Below are 19661 nucleotides of genomic sequence, written 5' to 3'. Positions count from 1 at the left end.
TTCGAATCCCATCTCCCACCCTCATGAAATAGGCACTTCTGAAAATTCAGAAGTGCTTTTTTCGTTGTTTTCTAATTTTTTTCTAATATAAGAGATTCCTAATATGAAAGTCCCCGCAATCGCGGGGACTTTCATATCATTTTTTCATAAGTTGTTGATCTAACATGGTACTACGCTAAATCAGAATCACCAATTACACAGTCTGCATAATTGATATAGATTTTCATAAAGATAATCTTCTGTGAGCCAAGTATACTTGTTCAGGCAAGCATGAATCAAAATGTCGCAGTATTTTTGATCTGTCCCATAATCTTTTCGTGACATACCACCATATTTTTGATATATTCCAGCAAATGTACAGCATATGTCCATAAGATACTTGTTTGCTGCTGATAGATACTCTTTTAAGCGTACAATATCTGTTTTACAATGACTTGGATATTTTTTGATTATATCGTCCACAAAGGTGTCGCTGTTTGAACATTGCGGTAACCATAAATGGAAGTAGCTGTTGAATAAATTCAATATGTCCCCCTCACAACATGGTGGAGCGAGAGGTTTATTATTTTTGGCAAGATTTATAAGTTCTTGAATTTTTCTTTCTTTATTTGTCATAATGCTATCTCAAAATTTCGATTTATCATAGTAACTTATGTACTATTCATATTATACACTACAACCTCGTCCAAAGTCAATGCTGCTGCTAGCACCATTCTTAAAGCGGCTTGACTGATCCTTTATAGTTTGATATAATAATAGAAAAGCTAAGGAGGCGTTCCTTATGTCAGATACAAGAGAATTATTGCCTGTTCTGCTTTCAGAGAAAAGCCGAAAGATCAAAGGCAGCATATATAACAGGATGCAGGTAGACTTTGCTTATAACTCCAACCACATCGAAGGCAGCAGACTTACCCACGACCAGACCAGATATATCTACGAGACTCGAACTATCGACGGTACAGTCCCTGTTAACGACGTATTTGAGGCTGCTAATCACTTCAAGTGCTTTGACTATATCCTTGATACTATTTCTGAGCCAATAACCGAGGATTATATAAAGCTGCTACACCGTATGCTGAAAAACGGTGTTATGGACGATGATGAGGATTACGCCGTCATAGGCGACTATAAGAAGTACCCCAACGAAGTCGGAGAAATAGAGACTGCTTTACCGGAAGATGTTGCAGGTCTTATACAAAACCTGCTCCGCAAATACGAAAGCAAGCCTTCTCTTGACTTATACGACGTTGCTGAGTTCCACGCAACATTTGAAAAGATACACCCGTTCTACGACGGAAATGGTCGTATCGGAAGACTAATAATGCTTAAGCAATGCCTTGCTAACAACATTGTTCCGTTCTTCATCAATGAGGACATCAAACATTTCTATTACGTAGGACTGAAAGAGTGGCAGCTTGAAGAAAAAAAGAATCGCCTGCTTGACGTGTGTCTGTCCATGCAGGACGATATGAAGGCTATCCTGAACTATTTCAGAATAGAGTACGACAGAACAGAACTGACAGCAAGAGATTTGATAAACAAGCATATATAAAGCTAAGTCCCCGCACTCGCGGGGACTCTCTGTTTTACTCTTCGTTGCTGCTGTCAAAGAGATCTGTTAAGCAGCTGGTGATATAGTCCATTTCATTCTTCTTGGCAGACTCATCACTGTGACTATACACATTAAAAGTTGTAAGGAAGTCACTATGTCCTGCGTAATCCTGTATCTGCTTCATTGAAAAAGCCGTATTATTAGCAAGAAGGCTGATACAAGAGTGCCTGAGTGCGTGGAACTTGATATGTGGTAGATTGTTTCTAACATTGTACTAATCAAATCAGGATTCAGACAATTCAGCTAATTCTTCTTTAGAGTATTCCTTATAGTATTTAGATGTTGTAGACAGCATTGAATCTGTTGTATCAGGAATTATTTTCATAAGTTTTTTTAAGTTGATCTCACCAGGCATAGAAAGAATATTTCCATCTTCGTCTTCAGATTTAATGGCACAAAAAATAAAATGGCCATTCTCATAATCAATATCAAAAAAATCTGATACTTCAGCCTTATCTACATCTAAATACTTATCTTGATTTGCAATAAAATTTTCATAAATATATTCAAACAGCGCATCTTTACTTATTTTGATAACTCTCACTTTATCTTTATCCATAGAATGCTCCTCCATATCTCGATTTATCATAATAACTTATGTATTATCCATATTATACACCGCACTGTCGCCCAAAGTCCAGAATACGTATATGAACGAAGATGTCCCCTCGCGGGGACTCTCCATATCATTTTTTCATAAGTTGTTGATCTAACATGGTACTACGCTAAATCAGAATTGTTATTATAAGAATACCTTTCCTTCACTCCAAGCCTTGCCGACTTTCTCACCAAGTTTATAATAGCTGTTACTGAAGGATTCGTAGAAGATCATTCCGATCTTTCCTGTGTCGATCTTACCGTCTTTGCCCAATACGGTATCATCTGCCGCCATATTTACTACTCTCGCAAGCACAGCTGTGAAATTGCCTTTTTCGGCTTGCCGATACAGCATACCAGATCTCCGGCATTCGTCCTCGTTACTTCGTGAAGATTCATCACATTAACTGTATCGTCGCCATTGTATGTTGCTGCCATCAATACAGGCGATGCATAACCGTAAAAAAATGCTTTTGCTCCTAAGTCTTTCATTGTGTTTCCTCCGTTTTATTTTTTGTTGCTCACCAAATTCCGATTTACTTGAACAATCTTGTCTTATACCGCATAACAAAGCCACATAAGAGTCCTTTTGCATTACTGAATATGCATTTGGTCAACAAAAGGGCAACTTTTGTAGCTTTTGGTCAACTGCGGTAACTTGTTTTATGCTCCCTTGATTTCAGGTTTATCAGGAAGTATTTTAGTTATGGCTTCACAGCAATGTCTGTCGTTCTCGGTCATCGAATGAGCATAATACTTAATTTCTCGAAAGCTGCTGAAAGATACCAAAAGAAAATTGTCTATTTCGTAGAAAGTTGTTCTGAAGAAAAGACTGTGTTCAAATATAACATTTTTCGTCAGAAAGCAAGCTGAGCTTATACTCGTTCAAAGGGTCTGGGAATATCCCAGTAAAGCAAGCCGCAAGTGTTTCGATTTTTCAGATAATCGGAAGTGTACGTACACTTGATATGCTTGCTATTCTCCCAAGCGCTCTGAATGAGCCGAAAACTCTTTCAGTTTTTCTCTGTATCGCAGTGGATACTTTCAATGAAAATCATCATATTCCGAACTCTATTTGAAATGAAAAATGTAATCCGTTAATGCTTTTGTAGGAATCATTTTTCTGTACTGCTACAATAAAAAACAAGCACTTCTGTCTTCATAAGCACTGTACTTTCCATGAATCCCCCGTAGTGATATTTCTCTTGTTAAGACCAAGAACGCACTTATATACCACTGACATGGTATGTGCGCTCTGCAATGCATAAGAAATAATCCCACAAATGATTTTCAAACTTGCAATTCACTAAAATAAATGATATAATAAATGCTATAATAGAAATGCTTCGAGGTGAACTATGTCCCACATTCTTATTATCGACGATGACGAACATATCAGCGGAATGCTCTCAGAAGCCCTGACTGCCGAGGGCTACACGATTTCCGCGGCATATTCGGGCACTGAGGCTCTTATGCTGCTCTCAAAAGAAAAGCCCGACCTGATACTACTTGACCTTATGCTCCCCGGACTCAGCGGTGAAAAGCTCCTGCCTCAGATAAAGGATATCCCTGTTATTATAGTAAGCGCTAAAGCTGATGTTGCAGACAAGGTGGAGCTTCTCCTCGGCGGCGCGGCTGATTACATCACCAAGCCATTCGATATGCAGGAGCTTCTTGCCCGTATCGCTGTACAGCTCAGAAAAAACAGCGGCAATAGGGACAGGGCTGCTTTGAGCTTCTGCGGTATAACGCTGAATACAGACACTCATACCGTTGATGTTAATGGTACGGAGATAAAGCTCACAAGGACGGAATATGCCATACTGAAGCTTCTGATGCAGAATCCCGAGCAGGTGGTGGCAAAGCTGACCATACTGGAGCGTATCAGCGATGATACTCCCGATTGTACCGAGGATTCACTGAAAATACATATCCATAATCTGCGCCGTAAGCTGAAAGCGGTAACAGGAAAAGAATATATCTCAGCGGTCTGGGGCATTGGCTTTATGCTGACGGAAAAATCTTAACCCTATCTTAACTGTTTCCTTAACCGGTTTCTTAACTTTTGTGTGATATACTGTTTTCAGAAACAAAAAGGAGGTCATAATATGGACTATGTTCTGAAAACGAATGCTCTTTGCAAGCAATATAAGGATTTCAAAGCTCTCAGCGGCGTGACCATGAGTGTGCCAAAGGGCTCTATCTATGGCTTTGTAGGCAGGAACGGCGCAGGCAAGACCACGCTGATACGCCTTATATGCGGTATGCAGTTCCCTACAGACGGCGAGTTTGAGATATACGGCGTAAAAAACACGGATGCTGCGATATCAGACTCACGCAAGCGTATCGGCGCTGTTGTGGAAACTCCGTCACTTTTCCCCGAAATGACTGCACAGGATAACCTGAAATACCAGTACAGACTGCTCGGGCTTCCAAGCTTTGAAGGGATAACGGAGCTGCTGAAGCTTGTAGGACTTGAAAACACCGGCAAGAAGAAAGCTAAGGATTTCTCCCTCGGTATGAGACAGCGCCTCGGTATCGCAGTTGCTCTCTGCGGAAATCCCGATTTTCTCATTCTCGACGAGCCAATAAACGGACTTGACCCGCAGGGCATCATTGAGATACGCGAGCTTATACTAAAGCTCAACCGCGAGCGCAATATCACTGTCCTTATCTCATCACATATCCTTGATGAACTTGCAAGGCTTGCCACACATTACGGCTTTATCGACAAGGGTTCTATTGTCCGCGAAATGAGCGCAGAGGAGCTTGAAGCAGCCTGCAGAAAATGCATAAGAGTCATGGTAACGGATACCTCTGCGGCTGTAAGAGCTCTGGACGATATGAAGCTTGAATACAATGTCACAGGCGACGACAGCATAGATATCTACGCCAAGCCAAGTATCACAAAGCTTGCGGCTTCGCTCGAGAAAGAGGGCTGCGAGATACTCAGCTGTACGGAACGCGACGAAAATCTTGAAGGCTTCTTTATTTCTCTTGTAGGGGGTGGCAGTGATGAGTAAGCTTCTTAACGCTGATATATCAAGGATATTAAAGGCAAAGTCACTCTATTACGGAATGTTCATCACGGCTTTGCTGGCGGTATTGTTTGTATTTCTCAACAAGGAGGACAATTTATTCGCCTCTATTCCCGAGGGCGGAGCTCTTGTGATACTGCCGTTTTTCATCGGTTCTGTCATTGCTCTCAATGTATCTACCGAATTTACAAGCGGAGCTATACGGAACAAGCTTATCATCGGACACAGCCGTGTGAATATACTGCTTTCGTGGTCTGTATGCTTTACTATCGTGACAGTTCTGTTCCTTGCAGCATACGAGGGCGCGGCATTCGCTTCGGCAGCTATCATGTCATATGACCTGTCTGCGCTGAAAGCTGATATAGTTCTGGAAAACCTGCTGCTGGTACTGGTTCTGGTATTCGCGAATATGTTCCTGAGTCTGCTGATATGCGTTATCATAGAGGACGTCCGCAGCGTAGCCGTAATGTTCATATTGCAGTTCTCCATGATGATTATAGCTACCCTCGGCGGCGAGGCTCTCAGCGACAGTGAGGCAGCGAAGCTGATATTCCGATTCTTCCCTCAGGGACAGATGAATGTGATGAGCATACTCACTGCTCCCGACAAACCGTGGCTGACAGCGATATGCGCAATGTCAGCAGGAGCGGCAATGCTCATACTTTCCATAGTTTATTTCAGAAAACACGATATGAAATGAGGTAATTGAGTTGATTTATGTGATCTTTTTTGTCATGGCAGCTGTGATCGTATTTCTTACAGTCAAGGTCTGCCTTTTGAAAAAATCGGCAAAAGAGATCACAGCTGCAATGCCTGATATAATAAAAAAGGATACCAACGCCCTTATCGGTATTTCCTGCCGCGACAGGGATATGCGTGAGCTCGCCGACAGCCTCAACAAGCAGCTGAAGGAAGTTCGTGAACAGCAGCTTCGATATGAGCTTGGCAATACTGAGCTGAAAAACGCCATAACCAATATCTCCCACGACCTGAGGACTCCGCTTACGGCGATATGCGGCTATCTGGATATGTTCAGCAAGACCGACGATACTGAGAAGCAGCAGCGCTATCTTGACATAATGCACGAGCGTGCCGACATGATGAAGCAGCTTACCGAGGAGCTCTTCCGCTACTCGGTCATAGTTACCGACGACACCGAAATGGAGTGTGAAAACGTCTTTGTAAATCAGCTTCTTGCGGAGAGTATCAGCAGCTTTTATCCTGCATTGAAAAGCCGCGGCATAGAGCCGAAAATAGAGCTGACGGAGCAGCGCGTGGAACGATTTGTCAACAAGGCGGCACTGTCAAGGGTTTTCTCAAATCTGCTTAACAACGCTGTTAAATACAGCGGCGGCGACCTTGAAATTTCCCTTTCCCATACGGGTGATATAACATTTTCAAACACGGCAAAGGAGCTCTCCGCTGTTGATGTGGAGCAGCTCTTTGACCGTTTCTACACAGTCGAAGCTGCACATCATTCCACAGGTCTTGGACTCTCCATAGCGCGTACTCTGGTGGAGCGCATGGGCGGCACTATCACCGCTGAATATAACAATGAACGACTCAATATAATACTGAAGCTTTGAAAGTGTAAGATTTCTGAAGAAAAAAGTCAGCTTGTACGGATTGTACAAGCTGTTTTGAATTATTCGACTGTCATTTCATTATTATTGTGGGCTAATATTGGTCAACAAGCTACAATGATACGAATTACGCTCAATTATTGCTTTGAAACGCGGAAATCAATCTGCGGTTATTACTGAGAAGAGTTTTTGTACTATAGCTTATTTTTCTCTGCTCAACTCGATATGCATAATAATCATCATAAGCCTGATAACACACTGAGAGTGTACGCTTACTGTGCTTCCTTAAACGCTAAAGCATACGATTCTTCAGCAAAATACCCGTTTTCGATCAATAGTATGACAAGATCCTGAACGTCCTTGTCCTCCAGCCATGAACAGCTCTCTCCATATGTACAGATCACCATTCTGTCCGGCTCCTGATCCGGCTTGCGGTATACCAGATACAGTACGTCTTCGCCGTAATCCGCTATCGAGAAATCTAACCGCCGGAGCTTCATATTCTCATACTTGTCGATATTATCTGATATTCTTTGCGTAAGGCTGAGTATATCTTCCTTTTCTTCAAGATCGGTATTATCAAGACAAGTTATGATGCGCTGTTCCTCAACGCCCTTTTCGGTATTGTATGTGCGTGACTTATCCAGTACGAACAGGGTTATCGGAGGCTCCTGCTGTGCGATGATAAGAGCTTTTCGCATAAGACAGAGATCAAATGAATCGATCACGTTATCATTGCAGAAGTCCGCTGATTTCCAGTTTTTCAGTACCGTATCAGGCTTACCCAGCAGCCATTTCTGAAGAGTTACAAGGTCAGCGGTATTGAATTCACTGTCACCGTTCACATCTCCCGACAGCTTTGCTGAAACCCTGTATTCTATATCATATGCTTCGCCATTGACTAACGTAATCGTCACATAAGCATTTTTCAGTTCAACGCCGAATTCATCCTTTGGAATATCATATGTATCCGGCATAACAAGTTTGAAACCGAGTGCGTCGGCGATCAAAGGGATCGTTTCTTTAGTCTGCGTATCAGATTGAAAGCCTGCCGAAGGCTTGCACAGATCAGGTATAATGTACGGATTTGAAGATATAGGAGCAATAAGCGTACTTGCATCTGTTACACTGGTTCTCCTATGAATGCTGAATCCTGTATCCTCATCAATTATCACAGGTTCGCCTGTTTCATAGTCGGTTATCTTTATTCTTGCATCTCCCTTTGAAAGAGAAGGAGTTTTAAAGGAGATATCCTGATAAGCAGCTGCATAGCCGCAGTGGATATCGTCATTGTGGTATATATCGACCACGTCCCAGCGTACATAGACCGGTCCTTCCGAAACCGCTTCATATACTACAATATCCGCCATAGGTCTCGGCCCCGGGAAAAAGCCTGCGAACTGCGTCTTGCTAGTGCAGCTCCATTTTGCTGTCTGACGCATATTTTCTGAGCAGCAGCCCTCATGCCATTCGGAAAATAAGCCCGTTTGCTTTGACAGACAGAATACAAGCTTATCATCAATGACAGAAACTGTATCATGCTCTTTGGAGAATTCCTCAAACTCGGTTATGCAGTCCGGAAGTTTGGCATAGAGATCAGTTTCGGTGATATTCAGCATATCATCAACGAAAAATTCATAAGAAGGAATATAAGTATTACCGTCCAGATCGGTAAGAGTATCCACTGACGAACCGGTAAGGGAAGTCTTGAAACTGCCCGTGCTGACAGGCTTGTAGACGAATATCTCGATATCCATATTCGAGTCGATCTGGTACTGTTCATGGAACACTTCGTCCATTACGCCCTCGCTGACAAATATATTGTATTCTGCTTTCGCTGCATCATCACTTGGAGAGTAGTTTTCGCAGAAAGTAACGCACAGCAGACCGTCCTGTATGTATGTTCCACCGTGAAGGTTGAAGAACTGACAGGCAGCCTGATAGCTTTGCGGTACCCATCCAGGGAGCTGTATGCTGTCTGATACTTCTTCTGCATGAACATCGGTATTGACGCTTATGGGTGTTATGAATGTGTAAAATAGCAAAAGAACTGCCGCGGAAATTGCAGCAGCGATGCGTGATGCTCTCATAGTTTTCAACCTCCTTAGAATATTGCGGATAGCTTATATAATCAATTATAACATTTCTGTGCGGTATTGTAAACGAATTTCATGTATGTTATAATGATAAAAACGTATTATTTGTGCTTTTATGAATAATAGAACCTATCATTCGGGGGGACATAATATGAACAGGATAAGCTGTTTAAGCTTGTAATGGTGTTGTTCGGTTTCTACGTTTTATATGCATTCCAGAATGTGTTCGACGCAACCTTCTACGGCAGAGGAAAGACAAAGTATATGCTTTTTGAGTCTGTAGTTACAAACAGCATTTATTACGGAGCATTTTTTGTTCTGTATCTCTGCGGAGTATGGAAGCCAACCCTCATCGGTATAGCGCTGATGTTCGGCTTCGGAAACGCTTTTGATACAGTGGTATCTTATCTTGCTTACCGTCATTTTCTCAAAAAAGAAAATATCATTATCGGGTTTAATGAATGATCATTAATGAAAAAAGGAAGAACAAAATTATGAGACTACTTATAGTACCTATGTCGGCAATGGCTGAAACATCAGGACCATTCTCTCGTTGCAGACTGCTTGCCGAAAGTGCAGCTGCGGCAGGGATAGATGTTGCCACCTGTATAGCAGAAGATGTCAACTATTCCGAAATATGCGGTATAAAAAACTATTTCCTTGACGTTCCTGCTCCGCTTGGAATGCCAAAGATCATAGCTTCAAACGTATTTCCTGTGGCGCAGAAGCTGGGGATAACTTCAAGAAAAACGGTAAAGAGCTTTGATGAGGTTCTCCGGTTAACAGGAAATTCTGTTTACAGTTATCTTGTGAAAAGCGTTGCAAGTGTTCGCAGAGCCATAAGGAGTTTCAAACCTGATGTTGTTTATTCAGAATTCAGTATACCCGCTATGATAGCAGCAAAACTTGAAAAGAAAAAGCTGTTTACAACTGTCAGCTATCCAACTCAGCCTGAATATGCAAGTTCTCCTAAGCTCGCAAAGGGCGTGAACAGATATCTGAACGAGAAAAAGCTTCCGCAGGTCATTTCTGTGATGGAACTCTTTGACTGGGCTGATGAGTGCTTTTGTCCGAGTATCCATGAGCTTGAACCTATTGAAAAAGAAAACGTAACTTTCTGCGGTGCGTTGAAAAATATCAATACATCTGAACGGCTAAGAGACAAGATAGTCGTATATATGGGTAACGGAACAGTTTCAGCAGGGTTGACAGAAAGGGAGTTAGGCAAAGCTTTCAGCGGTTCGGAGTATGAAGTGTATATAGCTTCAAAGTACCTGAAAGCCAAGAATACAGGTCATATTCATATAGCCCCGCGCTGGGACTTCAATGAGCTTCTTGACGAGGCGGTACTGTTTATAAACCACGGCGGTCAGAACAGTGTAGTCGATGGTCTGCTTCACGGAGTTCCGCAGATGATAGTTCCGGGCAAAGTATTTGAACGAAGATACAATGCGGTTTCTGTTGCGAAAAACAAAGCAGGTATCATCATTCCGCACAGACAGTTCAGAGCTGATATCATTCGCAGTAAGGCTGATAAAGTCATAAATTCAGAAAAAATGCGGAGAAATGCGGCTGAACTCGGCAAGAAGCTAAGTTCGCAAGGCGGTATTGATATTATAATAAAACATATTCTGAACTATGATATATAACGATTTGGCAGCCTTATGGGCTGCCTTTCGTTTTGTATATGATGATGACGCTTTCCATGATATCCCTGTGCCTGTGCTCGGCATATAAAAACCTAAGCTGCACATTGTACTGACGAAGAGTCTGTACTTGACGGAATCAATATCATCATTTATACGGATACGTTTCTTTCAGATATTCCATCAGCATTTCGGGGATAAACTGATAATGGTGGGATTCATACAGCTTATAGGTCAGATCTGCGCCGTGAGCTTCAAGGCGTTCTTTCAGCTTTGCAACGCCTTCCAGCGTTGTATCATCCCCTTCACGATACCTGTCGGCATAGTCGGGATCTTCCAGCGAACCCGCACAGAGGAATACGGTCTTATTCAGCTTTTCATTCCTGTCAAAATAACCGTAATCTTTCAGCACATTGTCATTGCTGATACCCATATACTGATTATCATGATACAGTCCCCAGAATGCAGGACTTCCGATGATATAATGACCGAAGGGCTGATTCTCATACTTGTCCGAATTGAACAGAGCATAATGTGCGAATACACCGCCGTCCGAATGACCGTACAGAGTCGAATTCCCACAGTCAATGCTGTAATTCTCGCACAAATACGGCATAAGGTTGTCGGTGATAAAATTCAGCAGCTGTTCACGGTTGATCACCAGGTCAACATAGCGCATTTCCTGGTCGGGATCGGTGACATCATAGCTGTAATAAAGGCTGACAAGTATCACGGGTGCAGCCTCGCCGTTCTCCATGCATTTTCTAAGCTCAGGACAGTTGCCGAAGCGCCATATACCGTCGGTCAGAAAGAAAACAGGATAGGTCCTGTCCTTGTCATAATCGGGCGGCAGAGTCACATGGGCTGTAAATTCCTTGCCAAGTTCTTCGTCGTAAATGCTTATCTCGTCAACGGAATCCTTTATCGCTTCAACGGCGTCGCGGTCATATTCCCAATCGCTTCTGTAATTCTGAAAGACGTCCACGAGATAAGGTCTTTCACCATTACTATAAGACGAACCTTCAGGTAGTTCCTCATAATCGCCGCTTTTCAGCGCATCATATGCGATCTGCGTATACAGAATCACAAGCTCAGTCAATTCATCGCTGTAGCCCAAAAGTTTTGCAGCTTTAGGAATGTAATCCAGATACTCCTCAAGTGAATCGAATGTATTTTTGGTCGCATTGTTCTCTCCGTTTTCATCAATTGGCGCAATAAAAGTAAAAAGAATGCCGTCCTGAAAATCATATTCATCCGGAATACTGAACGGAAGAATATATCCGTCTACGAGAACACAATCAGGGACCCGGTATTCCCCTCCTGCTTCCTCTATCTTCCGTAACCTCTCCATTTCGCTGCTGTATTCCTCATCTGTCATACTATCACGTTCTTCATTATAATAGGCACGCCATTTCTCAATGTCGACGTTATAGAACTCAATGCTTACAGTGTGCTCGGCATTCGGGTCCTTATCCGGCTTTTCGGGTTCGTCCAGCAGGGTCAGGCCGTGCTTTTTCGTAAATTGAAGCTCGGTATCTGTCATTTTATTTGTGAGCTTTGTGGGCTCGGAGGCTTCAGCAGATCCGGTCGTCTGTACCTGCTCATATGATGAGTCGTTTTCACTTCCGCCTGATTTGCCGCTGCAAGCACTTATTGATGTAAGCGTTACAAGAGATAATAGAATAGCAATTGCTTTTTTCATTGTTTTACCTTCCTTTTTCAGTCTTTAATTATTAGACGTCTGAGAATGCAAAAACTCTCACCTTTTTTTCATATCAACATGAATAGTATCAGTATTATACCCCATAGAGGAAAACAAGCGATTATCCGTGGAAAGCTGATCGCACCTGTTTTGAGTCCGCATGGTATTATATGTTCAAAGGCAGTTGGCTCATTGCCAGATGAAGCGGTTGCAGGCTGCGCCTCGGTGCGGACGATTATCTTGTGAAACCGTGGAGCTTGAACGAACTGCTTGCAAGGATAGAGGTGCAGAAACGGCACATCAGGCAAAGCGGATCATGTTGAGATAACAGTATCCGATAACGGTATCGGTATCCCTGCGGAGCATATCGACAAGATATTCCAGCCCTTTTTCAGGGCGGACATGACTTCGGCAAACAGTGACGGAAGCGGTCTGGGACTTGCGATAGTCCGTCAGATAGTCACACTGCACGGCGGAGAGATCTCCCACATTGGTGAGGACGTCGGGTGCAAATGGCTCATCAGTCTCCCGACAGTATGCAAAATAGTGAAAAATGGGAAAAAGCCGCACAGGCCATGGCGGACGCATCAAGGGACGGACAGCTCATCAAACTGAACTGCGGTCATTATGTGCACGACTTTGAGTATGAGAGAATAAGCAGGGATATGAAAGGGTTCATTGAGAAGCTTGACAAACAGCCTTGATCTATAGTTCCCCGCAACCCCCGGATACGGCAAGAATACCCTATGCGGCAGCAGCAGCTTTTCCGCTGCTTACAGTAAATGAGATAATGCTTTTAAAAGTGAGCACTGAACAGGTCGCTGCCGCAGATCACGGCTTGACTAAACATATCTGACTTGATATAATTAAAACAAAGGATAAGTTCCATATTTCAGATACAGGGGTTTCACTGCCCTTTCTGCTTTCAGAAAAGCGCAGAAAGGTCAGAGTCCGCATATACAATATTATGCAGGAAGACTTTTTACACGACCGGCGGGACCGCTCCTGTCAATGAGGTATCTGAAGCCGGTAACTGCTTCAAGTGCTTAGACTATATCCTCGATACCACTACCGAACCTATAAACTAAAACCACATATTTTGTATACTGAAAGAAGAAGAAATGTCATACGATTTAGAAATATTGATAGATGGTGGGAAAAAACTCCTTCAATGATAATTAAAAAAAACAGCGGACTCTCCCACGAGTCCGCTTTTTCTTGACAAACCACCCTGCCGGTGGCATAATGTAAGTATATCTCCGCGCCCGAAATATGTCCCCTGCAACAGGTATCTTCACCACCACGGACGCCTGTCAGGAAACAGCTTTGTTCCTATATCATCGGATAAGTATAATTATGATGAGGCACGGATCTTAATAATAACACCGTTATGAAGTACGAGGTGAATTCAATGAAAATCGGATTTATAGGCGCAGGAAAGGTCGGCTTTTCTCTGGGAAAATATTTTGCAGAAAACGGCGCGGAGTTATCGGGGTATTACAGCCGTACAGAAAGCTCTGCTCATGAAGCTGCCGCCTTTACAGGCTCGAAGGCCTTTATGTCTTCGGAAGAACTTGTTTTGGCAAGTGATGCGGTTTTCCTTACAGTACCCGACAGCGCCATAAAAGAAACATACAACGCCCTGCCAAAGGAGCTTCTTTGCAGCAGACAGATATGCCATTGCAGCGGAGCGATGTCAGCCGCAGAGACATTCCCTGATATAGCGGAATACGGTGCAAAAGCCACTTCAATACACCCGCTTTTTCCCGTAAGCAGCAAAACGGAGTCGTACAGGGAGCTTTCAAATGCTTTTTTCTGCATAGAGGGCGACTGCGCCGCGGAATGGAGCGCTGTACTCTCGGGCATGGGCAATCCCGCACGCATTATCACAAGCGATATCAAGAGCCGCTATCACGCGGCTTGTTCTGTTGCGAGCAACCTCGTCTGCGGACTTATGGCGGAAAGCGCGGAGCTCCTTGAACAGTGCGGCTTTACCGCGGACGAAGCTCTTTCCGCCCTTGAACCTCTTGCAATGAGCAATATGAAGCGCATCTTCGCCGTGGGACCAACTGCTGCACTGACGGGGCCTGTGGAGCGGAACGACGTATCCACGGTGAAAAAGCATATTGCCTGCATAAGCGGCAAGAACGACTCCGATATCTACAGATCGGTCTCGAAGAAGCTGACAGAAATGGCTAAGGAACGTCATCCACAGGCAGATTATACAGAAATGGATAAGCTCCTTAGTTAATTGTCACCAAAGAAAAACCTTTGTGTTCATATTATGTTCATATTCATATGCTATACTACCTATTGTATCTTATCCAGGATAATGGAAAGGTAACATCTTTTAAGGAGAAAATTGAATATGAAGAACACTGTTTCAACCCTTCTGAAGCAGAAGCAATCAGGCGACAAGATCACGATGCTTACTGCTTACGACTACACAACAGCGAAGATCATCGACCAGTGCGGCGTGAATGCCATACTTATCGGCGATTCTCTGGGCATGGTAATGCTGGGCTATGAAAACACGCTCCCCGTGACTATGGAGGATATGATACATCATACCGCCGCAGTTTCAAGAGGTGCGGAAAATGCTTTCATCGTAGCCGATATGCCGTTCATGTCCTATCAGGTCAGCGTACAGGAGGCTGTTATCAATGCAGGCAGACTTGTCAAAGAGGGCGGCGCCAATGCTGTAAAGCTTGAGGGCGGAGCCGAGGTCTGCCAGCAGATAAGAGCAATTGTGAATGCGTCCATTCCTGTTGTTGCACATCTGGGACTTACTCCCCAGTCTGTCAACGCCTTCGGCGGCTTCAAGGTGCAGGGCAAGAGCCTTGACAAGGCAAGGAAGCTCATCGGCGACGCGCTGAAGATACAGGAGGCAGGCGCCTGTGCAGTAGTTTTGGAGGGTATTCCCGCAAAGCTTGCGGATATCATCACAAAGAAGCTCTTTATCCCGACTATCGGTATCGGCGCAGGAAACGGCTGCGACGGACAGGTACTGGTATATCAGGATATGCTGGGACTTACCACAGGTCACACCGCTAAATTCGTAAAGCGGTTCGCTGATGTGGGCTCGGTAATGCGTCAGGGTATCGCTGATTATATCAGTGAGACCAAAGAGGGCTCGTTCCCTGCCGAGGAGCATACCTACGCTATCGAAGATGATGTTATCGAACAGCTTATGAGGGAGGAAAAGTGAAATGAGAGTTGTAAAAACTATAGATGAAGTCCGCGCACAGGTAAAGGAATGGAGAGCACAGGGCCTCACCGTGGGACTTGTCCCCACAATGGGCTATCTCCATGAGGGACACGCAAGCCTTATCGACGCTTCTCACAGAGATAACGACAGAACTGTTGTGTCCGATTTTGTAAATCCCATGCAATTCGGACCGACGGAGGACCTTGAAAGCTATCCCCGCGATATCCGGCGCGACGCAAAGCTCGTTGAGGAACACGGCGGCGATATCATCTTCAATCCCGAACCCTCCGAGATGTACCATGAGGGCTTCTCCTCTTTCGTTGATATGACCGTGCTCACTCAGGAGCTCTGCGGACTGAGCCGTCCCGTTCATTTCCGCGGCGTATGTACAGTAGTATCAAAGCTTTTCAATATAGTAAAGCCCGACCGTGCATACTTCGGCAAGAAAGACGCACAGCAGCTTGCCGTTATCCGTCATATGGCCGACGATCTGAATATGGACATCGAAATAATCGGCTGTCCTATCGTCCGTGAAGCCGACGGACTTGCAAGGAGCTCCCGCAATACATACCTTAACGAAGCCGAAAGAAAAGCTGCACTTGTACTTTCAAAGGCAGTATTTCTGGGCATGGATATGGTAAAAAACGGCGAGAAGGACTGCTCTGCAATTACCGCAGCTATGAAAAAGCTCATAGAAGCCGAGCCTCTTGCAAAGATCGACTACGTCAAGACAGTCGACTGTGCAACAATGCAGCAGATAAAGACTCTCGACCGTCCTGCACTCTGCGCAATGGCCGTATACATCGGAAAGACCCGCCTTATCGACAACTTCTTCACGGAAGACGTATGAGGAGGCTGCTATGGAAATATCAATGCTCAAAAGCAAGATACACCGCGCCGTTATCACTCAGGCGGAGCTCAATTACGTTGGCAGCGTCACTATCGACGAGGAGCTCATGGAAGCCGCAGGACTTTATGAATACGAGCGCGTACACATATCAAACGTAAACAGCGGAAGCCGTATCGAGACCTACGTTATCGCAGGCGACCGCGGAAGCGGTGTCATATGCCTCAACGGTTCAGCCGCACGTTCGGGACAGAAAGGCGACCATGTTATCATAATGGCATATGCCAATATGACTCCCGAAGAGATAAAAACTCACCGTCCTAAGGTAGTTTTCGTCGGCGATAAGAATGAAATAGTAAGGGTAGCCGATTACGAAAAGCACGGCGAACTGAAATAACAGCTTATTGCCATACATTCTTCAGCGATCATGTATCCGTGATATATGTGCTGAAAAACAGATCATATCAAATGCTGAAGCGGACTCTTACGAGTCCGCTTTTTTCGCAAAAATGAATTTATAGCTGCACAGTATCAGCAATACCAACGACGTCAATAACGACGATGTGGGGCAGATTCTTTCAATACCTGCCGGCAGCGGAAGATCATGGGCCCGCTTGTATTCCTGTATAATATACATTGCCAAAGAATACAGATCGCCGGCAAGCTCAAGGATAATAACGGCAAATAAAGGCACAAGCATTGCGATATACGCTTTCTTTTTTCCCCTGTGACGGAGCTTTGTTGCAAAATACGCCCATACAGCAGCCGCAGTGCCTATCACTGTCCATTTTATGAAATCATGTACCTCAGTGAACGTCTCCTGAAAATAGCAGCTTATACTCTCATATGTGTTCTTTTTATCGGATAGATAATAGCAAAGCTCCATAATGAATATATAAAGATAATAGAAGAAATCAAGCCCCAGAAAAAACAAAAAGAGGTCTTTTAGCTGCTGCTTCGGCGGTACATTTCTTTTTATTACCAGCAGGATTATAGCAGCGTAAAGGGAAAAGCCTCCCATTATGTTCGAAAAGCTGAATATATCACGGCCATGATACAGATAATAGTCAAGCCTTCCGGCAAACTGCTGAACCGCACCCATAATTCCGCCTATCCATAAGTATTTCGTGTTTTTAAAAAAATCAGCAGCTTTCATAGTCTGTACCGTCACTTATTCAGATTATACGCAGTGTACTGCATACTATCATTATTATACACCCCATTGCCTTTCAAAGTCAAGCTACCGGCTTCTTGGATGTCCACGGACGGATCGTTACAATAAAACAGCAAAAAAGGGCTGACTGTCAATGAACAGTCAGCCTTTTTCCGTATTGCAATGACGCTGTCAGGTCAATGTCAGCGTAACAGGGTTTGAATAGAGATAATATCCGTCCTTGTTCCATACATAACACCTGTACTGCGTGCCGTTGGTCTGGGCATTTGCGGTGATATGCAGCGTCGGTCCGACAGCATCTTCGCTTTGTATGCTCTCCCACTGACCGCTGCTCTGGTTATAAATATACCACTGATAGGTCAGGTCGTCGCCGAAGAGCCTGATACTGAATTCTGCCGTCTCACCTGATGCAACGGCCGCATCCTTAGGTGCTGAGTCGTAGATATACTGTCCGTAGCTCATATTGAGAGCGTGGAGATTGGCGAGCACATCGCTCAGTCTGTTATTGATCTGATCCGTTGAGCTGCCGAAGCCGAATGAAAACATCAGATAAGTCTGATACGCATTAAGGTCATCCATGAAATCGTGTCCGAAATCATATCCGTCCATATCGAAATCGAAGTCAAGAATGCCGTCGCCGTTTATGTCCGGCATAGACTGTGTACACTGATCTTTCAGGAATTCATAGGATTCATGATACTGATCCAGCAGAGGGTGCTCATCCGAAAGATCTTCCACTCTTTGGAAAGGATATTTATTTCCGTGAGCAGCATACATATCTGTACTACTCTTCAGGAAAAGATCGTATATAGGATCATCTCCGGCATCATCCCATGTCACATCTACCTGATAATAACGGTCTGTTCCGTTTGTATTGATCTTGACTGCGTTATAGGCGTGGCCGTCTGAGCCGTTATCATCGTTGATAACATAGGATTCGATACCGCAGGCCGACAGCAGCATGGTATATGCTTTTGCGTATCCCTCACAAACGGTCTTTCCCATTTTGCCGCTGAGATCAGTGCCCGGTGAGCTGGTGCCGAAGCTCAGGAAGAACGAGGAATAGATGAAATGGCGCAGATCATATCTGCTGCTCACATAATCATAATCATATACACAGTTGCGGACCAGCCAGTCATGCAGCTGCTTTGCCTTCAGAGCGTCATTCATCCACTCGTCTGTTTCCGTTGCAACAACATAGTTGCAAAGCTTGGTACAGTATTCATCAATGAATTTCACATTGAAGCAGCGCGAAAAATGCTCATTGACAACATTGTAGATATGCGGATCCAGCACAGGGTAGCTGACGCCGTTTTCGTCCGTTTCTTCCGTGACAGCAGTATAGCCGTTGATGGTGTCAAGCTTCTTGCAGTCCGAAAAAGCCATTGTGTTCCCGTCCGCCTTACAGTTGTCGGGTATCGTGAGACTTGTGATATTATTGCAGTTAAGGAATGCGTTCACCTTGATAAGCTCGGCGCCCTCAAGGGTCACTGACGTCATTCTGTCACAGCCCGCAAAGGTGGACTCCTCAATGGTCTTTACGCCCGCAGGGACCGTCACGCTTTCCAGCCATGAGCGTGAAAACGCATAAGCTCCGATAGATTCGAGGGAATCCGGCAGCGAAACGCTTGTGATGGTGCAGGCTTCAAAGGCACGGGGTTCGATCACCTTGACTGTATCCGGGATCGTGACCGAATGAAATATTTTCGCGTTGAATGCCAGACTTGCAATGGTAGTGACAGGCATACCGTTGATATAGGACGGAATGGTAAAATCACTTCCGGGGGTTTTGTATTCTCCGTAGCATTTTGTGATGATAGCTTCATTTGTACCTTCGTAATAACCGTATATGATATTTCCGTTCAGCCATTCCTCATGCCAGTCGCCTGTTGCCGCAGAAGCGGTCAGACATTGAGTCTCCTGTATGATCGTCGGGATAGCTGCGGCGGATATACCTGTGATTGCTGCAGTGAGAAGTGAGATAAGCTGTTTGTGTTTCATTTGATGATCCTCCGTATAAAGTACATTTTTTAGTGAGATAATGCTGTCGGTCCATTGTGTGCGCACCGCAATAAACAGATCACCCACATTATATAATGATGCAGCTGCGCAAGTCAACCGTTTTTCGGTAAGTTGCAAAAATACGGGGGTAAGTTGC

Annotated in this window: 20 protein-coding genes and 1 pseudogene; 13 read left to right on the top strand and 8 right to left on the bottom strand. The window is 44.3% G+C overall.

The features are described from left to right. Nucleotides 1-186: 186 nt before the first annotated feature. Nucleotides 187-615: a hypothetical protein gene (locus tag Q0Y65_RS14560; protein ID WP_297961442.1), complete on the bottom strand. Its 429-nt coding sequence runs from the start codon at nt 613-615 to the stop codon at nt 187-189. A gap of 166 nt (nt 616-781) precedes the next feature. On the opposite strand from Q0Y65_RS14560, the gene Q0Y65_RS14555 reads away from it, so the two are divergent. After that, nucleotides 782-1552 (top strand): Fic family protein, encoded by a 771-nt coding sequence (locus Q0Y65_RS14555; RefSeq protein ID WP_297961440.1) that lies wholly within the window; start codon nt 782-784, stop codon nt 1550-1552. 34 nt (nt 1553-1586) lie between these two features. Here the strand turns inward: Q0Y65_RS14555 and Q0Y65_RS14550 are convergent, their stop codons facing one another. From Q0Y65_RS14550 to Q0Y65_RS14540, 3 genes are all read right to left on the bottom strand, one after another. After that, nucleotides 1587-1799, bottom strand: a complete 213-nt coding sequence (locus tag Q0Y65_RS14550; RefSeq protein WP_297961445.1) for a tyrosine-type recombinase/integrase — start codon at nt 1797-1799, stop codon at nt 1587-1589. 36 nt (nt 1800-1835) lie between these two features. Then, nucleotides 1836-2171, bottom strand: a complete 336-nt coding sequence (locus Q0Y65_RS14545) for a hypothetical protein (RefSeq protein ID WP_297961437.1) — start codon at nt 2169-2171, stop codon at nt 1836-1838. Between the two features lie 183 nt (nt 2172-2354). Next, a complete protein-coding gene (locus tag Q0Y65_RS14540) occupies nt 2355-2564 on the bottom strand; it encodes a hypothetical protein (RefSeq protein WP_297961434.1) in 210 nt (69 codons plus the stop codon). A gap of 1003 nt (nt 2565-3567) precedes the next feature. Between Q0Y65_RS14540 and Q0Y65_RS14535 the strand changes: the two genes are divergently transcribed. The 4 genes from Q0Y65_RS14535 (at nt 3568) to Q0Y65_RS14520 (ending at nt 6833) form a co-directional block, all read left to right on the top strand. Next, nucleotides 3568-4236: a response regulator transcription factor gene (locus tag Q0Y65_RS14535; RefSeq protein ID WP_297961431.1), complete on the top strand. Its 669-nt coding sequence runs from the start codon at nt 3568-3570 to the stop codon at nt 4234-4236. Nucleotides 4237-4317: 81 nt separating this feature from the next. Continuing rightward, nucleotides 4318-5232, top strand: coding sequence for an ABC transporter ATP-binding protein (locus Q0Y65_RS14530; protein ID WP_297961428.1), 915 nt, complete (start codon nt 4318-4320; stop codon nt 5230-5232). After that, on the top strand, nt 5225-5947 hold the full coding sequence (locus Q0Y65_RS14525; protein ID WP_297961425.1) for a hypothetical protein: 723 nt from the start codon (nt 5225-5227) through the stop codon (nt 5945-5947). Before Q0Y65_RS14530 ends, Q0Y65_RS14525 begins: the two co-directional genes overlap by 8 nt. Nucleotides 5948-5966: 19 nt before the next feature. Beyond that, nucleotides 5967-6833 (top strand): HAMP domain-containing sensor histidine kinase, encoded by an 867-nt coding sequence (locus Q0Y65_RS14520; protein ID WP_363293574.1) that lies wholly within the window; start codon nt 5967-5969, stop codon nt 6831-6833. A gap of 269 nt (nt 6834-7102) precedes the next feature. On the opposite strand, the gene Q0Y65_RS14515 is transcribed toward Q0Y65_RS14520, so the two are convergent. Beyond that, on the bottom strand, nt 7103-8920 hold the full coding sequence (locus Q0Y65_RS14515) for a dockerin type I repeat-containing protein (RefSeq protein WP_297961419.1): 1818 nt from the start codon (nt 8918-8920) through the stop codon (nt 7103-7105). A 186-nt stretch (nt 8921-9106) separates the two neighbouring features. On the opposite strand from Q0Y65_RS14515, the gene Q0Y65_RS14510 reads away from it, so the two are divergent. Next, nucleotides 9107-9391 carry a hypothetical protein gene (locus tag Q0Y65_RS14510; protein WP_297961416.1) on the top strand — a complete coding sequence of 95 codons (285 nt, stop codon included), beginning with the start codon at nt 9107-9109 and terminating at the stop codon, nt 9389-9391. Nucleotides 9392-9420: 29 nt separating this feature from the next. Then, a complete protein-coding gene (locus Q0Y65_RS14505; RefSeq protein WP_297961413.1) occupies nt 9421-10575 on the top strand; it encodes a nucleotide disphospho-sugar-binding domain-containing protein in 1155 nt (384 codons plus the stop codon). A 145-nt stretch (nt 10576-10720) separates the two neighbouring features. Here the strand turns inward: Q0Y65_RS14505 and Q0Y65_RS14500 are convergent, their stop codons facing one another. Beyond that, on the bottom strand, nt 10721-12274 hold the full coding sequence (locus Q0Y65_RS14500) for an alpha/beta hydrolase (RefSeq protein ID WP_297961410.1): 1554 nt from the start codon (nt 12272-12274) through the stop codon (nt 10721-10723). Between the two features lie 324 nt (nt 12275-12598). Here Q0Y65_RS14500 and Q0Y65_RS15820 point away from each other — a divergent pair. The 6 genes and pseudogenes from Q0Y65_RS15820 to panD all read left to right on the top strand — a co-directional run. Further along, nucleotides 12599-12745 (top strand): annotated as a pseudogene (locus Q0Y65_RS15820) (ATP-binding protein); the annotation flags it as partial. Between the two features lie 41 nt (nt 12746-12786). Next, nucleotides 12787-12978, top strand: coding sequence for a hypothetical protein (locus tag Q0Y65_RS14490; protein ID WP_297961404.1), 192 nt, complete (start codon nt 12787-12789; stop codon nt 12976-12978). Nucleotides 12979-13664: 686 nt separating this feature from the next. After that, the gene (locus Q0Y65_RS14485; RefSeq protein ID WP_297961401.1) at nt 13665-14525 is read left to right on the top strand and encodes a Rossmann-like and DUF2520 domain-containing protein; all 861 of its coding nucleotides are present in this window, start codon (nt 13665-13667) and stop codon (nt 14523-14525) included. Nucleotides 14526-14642: 117 nt separating this feature from the next. Further along, nucleotides 14643-15482, top strand: a complete 840-nt coding sequence (gene panB / locus Q0Y65_RS14480; RefSeq protein WP_297961398.1) for a 3-methyl-2-oxobutanoate hydroxymethyltransferase — start codon at nt 14643-14645, stop codon at nt 15480-15482. A 1-nt stretch (nt 15483) separates the two neighbouring features. After that, nucleotides 15484-16332 (top strand): pantoate--beta-alanine ligase, encoded by an 849-nt coding sequence (gene panC / locus Q0Y65_RS14475; RefSeq protein WP_297961395.1) that lies wholly within the window; start codon nt 15484-15486, stop codon nt 16330-16332. 10 nt (nt 16333-16342) lie between these two features. Next, nucleotides 16343-16726, top strand: a complete 384-nt coding sequence (gene panD, locus Q0Y65_RS14470; RefSeq protein WP_297961392.1) for an aspartate 1-decarboxylase — start codon at nt 16343-16345, stop codon at nt 16724-16726. An 87-nt stretch (nt 16727-16813) separates the two neighbouring features. Here panD and Q0Y65_RS14465 read toward each other — a convergent pair whose 3' ends face one another. Together Q0Y65_RS14465 and Q0Y65_RS14460 are read right to left on the bottom strand one after the other, a co-directional pair. Next, nucleotides 16814-17431 (bottom strand): hypothetical protein, encoded by a 618-nt coding sequence (locus tag Q0Y65_RS14465; protein ID WP_297961389.1) that lies wholly within the window; start codon nt 17429-17431, stop codon nt 16814-16816. A 243-nt stretch (nt 17432-17674) separates the two neighbouring features. After that, nucleotides 17675-19504 carry a leucine-rich repeat protein gene (locus tag Q0Y65_RS14460; RefSeq protein ID WP_297961386.1) on the bottom strand — a complete coding sequence of 610 codons (1830 nt, stop codon included), beginning with the start codon at nt 19502-19504 and terminating at the stop codon, nt 17675-17677. Nucleotides 19505-19661 lie beyond the last annotated feature (157 nt).

Origin of the sequence: uncultured Ruminococcus sp., assembly GCF_947301925.1 — a bacterium.
GTDB lineage: Bacteria > Bacillota > Clostridia > Oscillospirales > Ruminococcaceae > Ruminococcus.
This window is presented reverse-complemented; position numbering and strand designations above follow the sequence as displayed.

Bases quoted from the DNA above. Each gene is read 5' to 3' on its own strand.
- Q0Y65_RS14460 (WP_297961386.1), bottom strand. From the start codon at position 19,504: ATGAAACACAAACAGCTTATCTCACTTCTCACTGCAGCAATCACAGGT.
- Q0Y65_RS14500 (WP_297961410.1), bottom strand. From the start codon at position 12,274: ATGAAAAAAGCAATTGCTATTCTATTATCTCTTGTAACGCTTACATCA.
- Q0Y65_RS14465 (WP_297961389.1), bottom strand. From the start codon at position 17,431: ATGGGTGCGGTTCAGCAGTTTGCCGGAAGGCTTGACTATTATCTGTAT.
- Q0Y65_RS14555 (WP_297961440.1), top strand. From the start codon at position 782: ATGTCAGATACAAGAGAATTATTGCCTGTTCTGCTTTCAGAGAAAAGC.
- Q0Y65_RS14490 (WP_297961404.1), top strand. From the start codon at position 12,787: ATGGCTCATCAGTCTCCCGACAGTATGCAAAATAGTGAAAAATGGGAA.
- Q0Y65_RS14540 (WP_297961434.1), bottom strand. From the start codon at position 2,564: ATGCTGTATCGGCAAGCCGAAAAAGGCAATTTCACAGCTGTGCTTGCG.
- panD (WP_297961392.1), top strand. From the start codon at position 16,343: ATGGAAATATCAATGCTCAAAAGCAAGATACACCGCGCCGTTATCACT.
- Q0Y65_RS14525 (WP_297961425.1), top strand. From the start codon at position 5,225: ATGAGTAAGCTTCTTAACGCTGATATATCAAGGATATTAAAGGCAAAG.
- Q0Y65_RS14505 (WP_297961413.1), top strand. From the start codon at position 9,421: ATGAGACTACTTATAGTACCTATGTCGGCAATGGCTGAAACATCAGGA.
- Q0Y65_RS14560 (WP_297961442.1), bottom strand. From the start codon at position 615: ATGACAAATAAAGAAAGAAAAATTCAAGAACTTATAAATCTTGCCAAA.
- panB (WP_297961398.1), top strand. From the start codon at position 14,643: ATGAAGAACACTGTTTCAACCCTTCTGAAGCAGAAGCAATCAGGCGAC.
- Q0Y65_RS14485 (WP_297961401.1), top strand. From the start codon at position 13,665: ATGAAGTACGAGGTGAATTCAATGAAAATCGGATTTATAGGCGCAGGA.
- Q0Y65_RS14530 (WP_297961428.1), top strand. From the start codon at position 4,318: ATGGACTATGTTCTGAAAACGAATGCTCTTTGCAAGCAATATAAGGAT.
- panC (WP_297961395.1), top strand. From the start codon at position 15,484: ATGAGAGTTGTAAAAACTATAGATGAAGTCCGCGCACAGGTAAAGGAA.
- Q0Y65_RS14515 (WP_297961419.1), bottom strand. From the start codon at position 8,920: ATGAGAGCATCACGCATCGCTGCTGCAATTTCCGCGGCAGTTCTTTTG.
- Q0Y65_RS14510 (WP_297961416.1), top strand. From the start codon at position 9,107: ATGGTGTTGTTCGGTTTCTACGTTTTATATGCATTCCAGAATGTGTTC.
- Q0Y65_RS14545 (WP_297961437.1), bottom strand. From the start codon at position 2,171: ATGGATAAAGATAAAGTGAGAGTTATCAAAATAAGTAAAGATGCGCTG.
- Q0Y65_RS14535 (WP_297961431.1), top strand. From the start codon at position 3,568: ATGTCCCACATTCTTATTATCGACGATGACGAACATATCAGCGGAATG.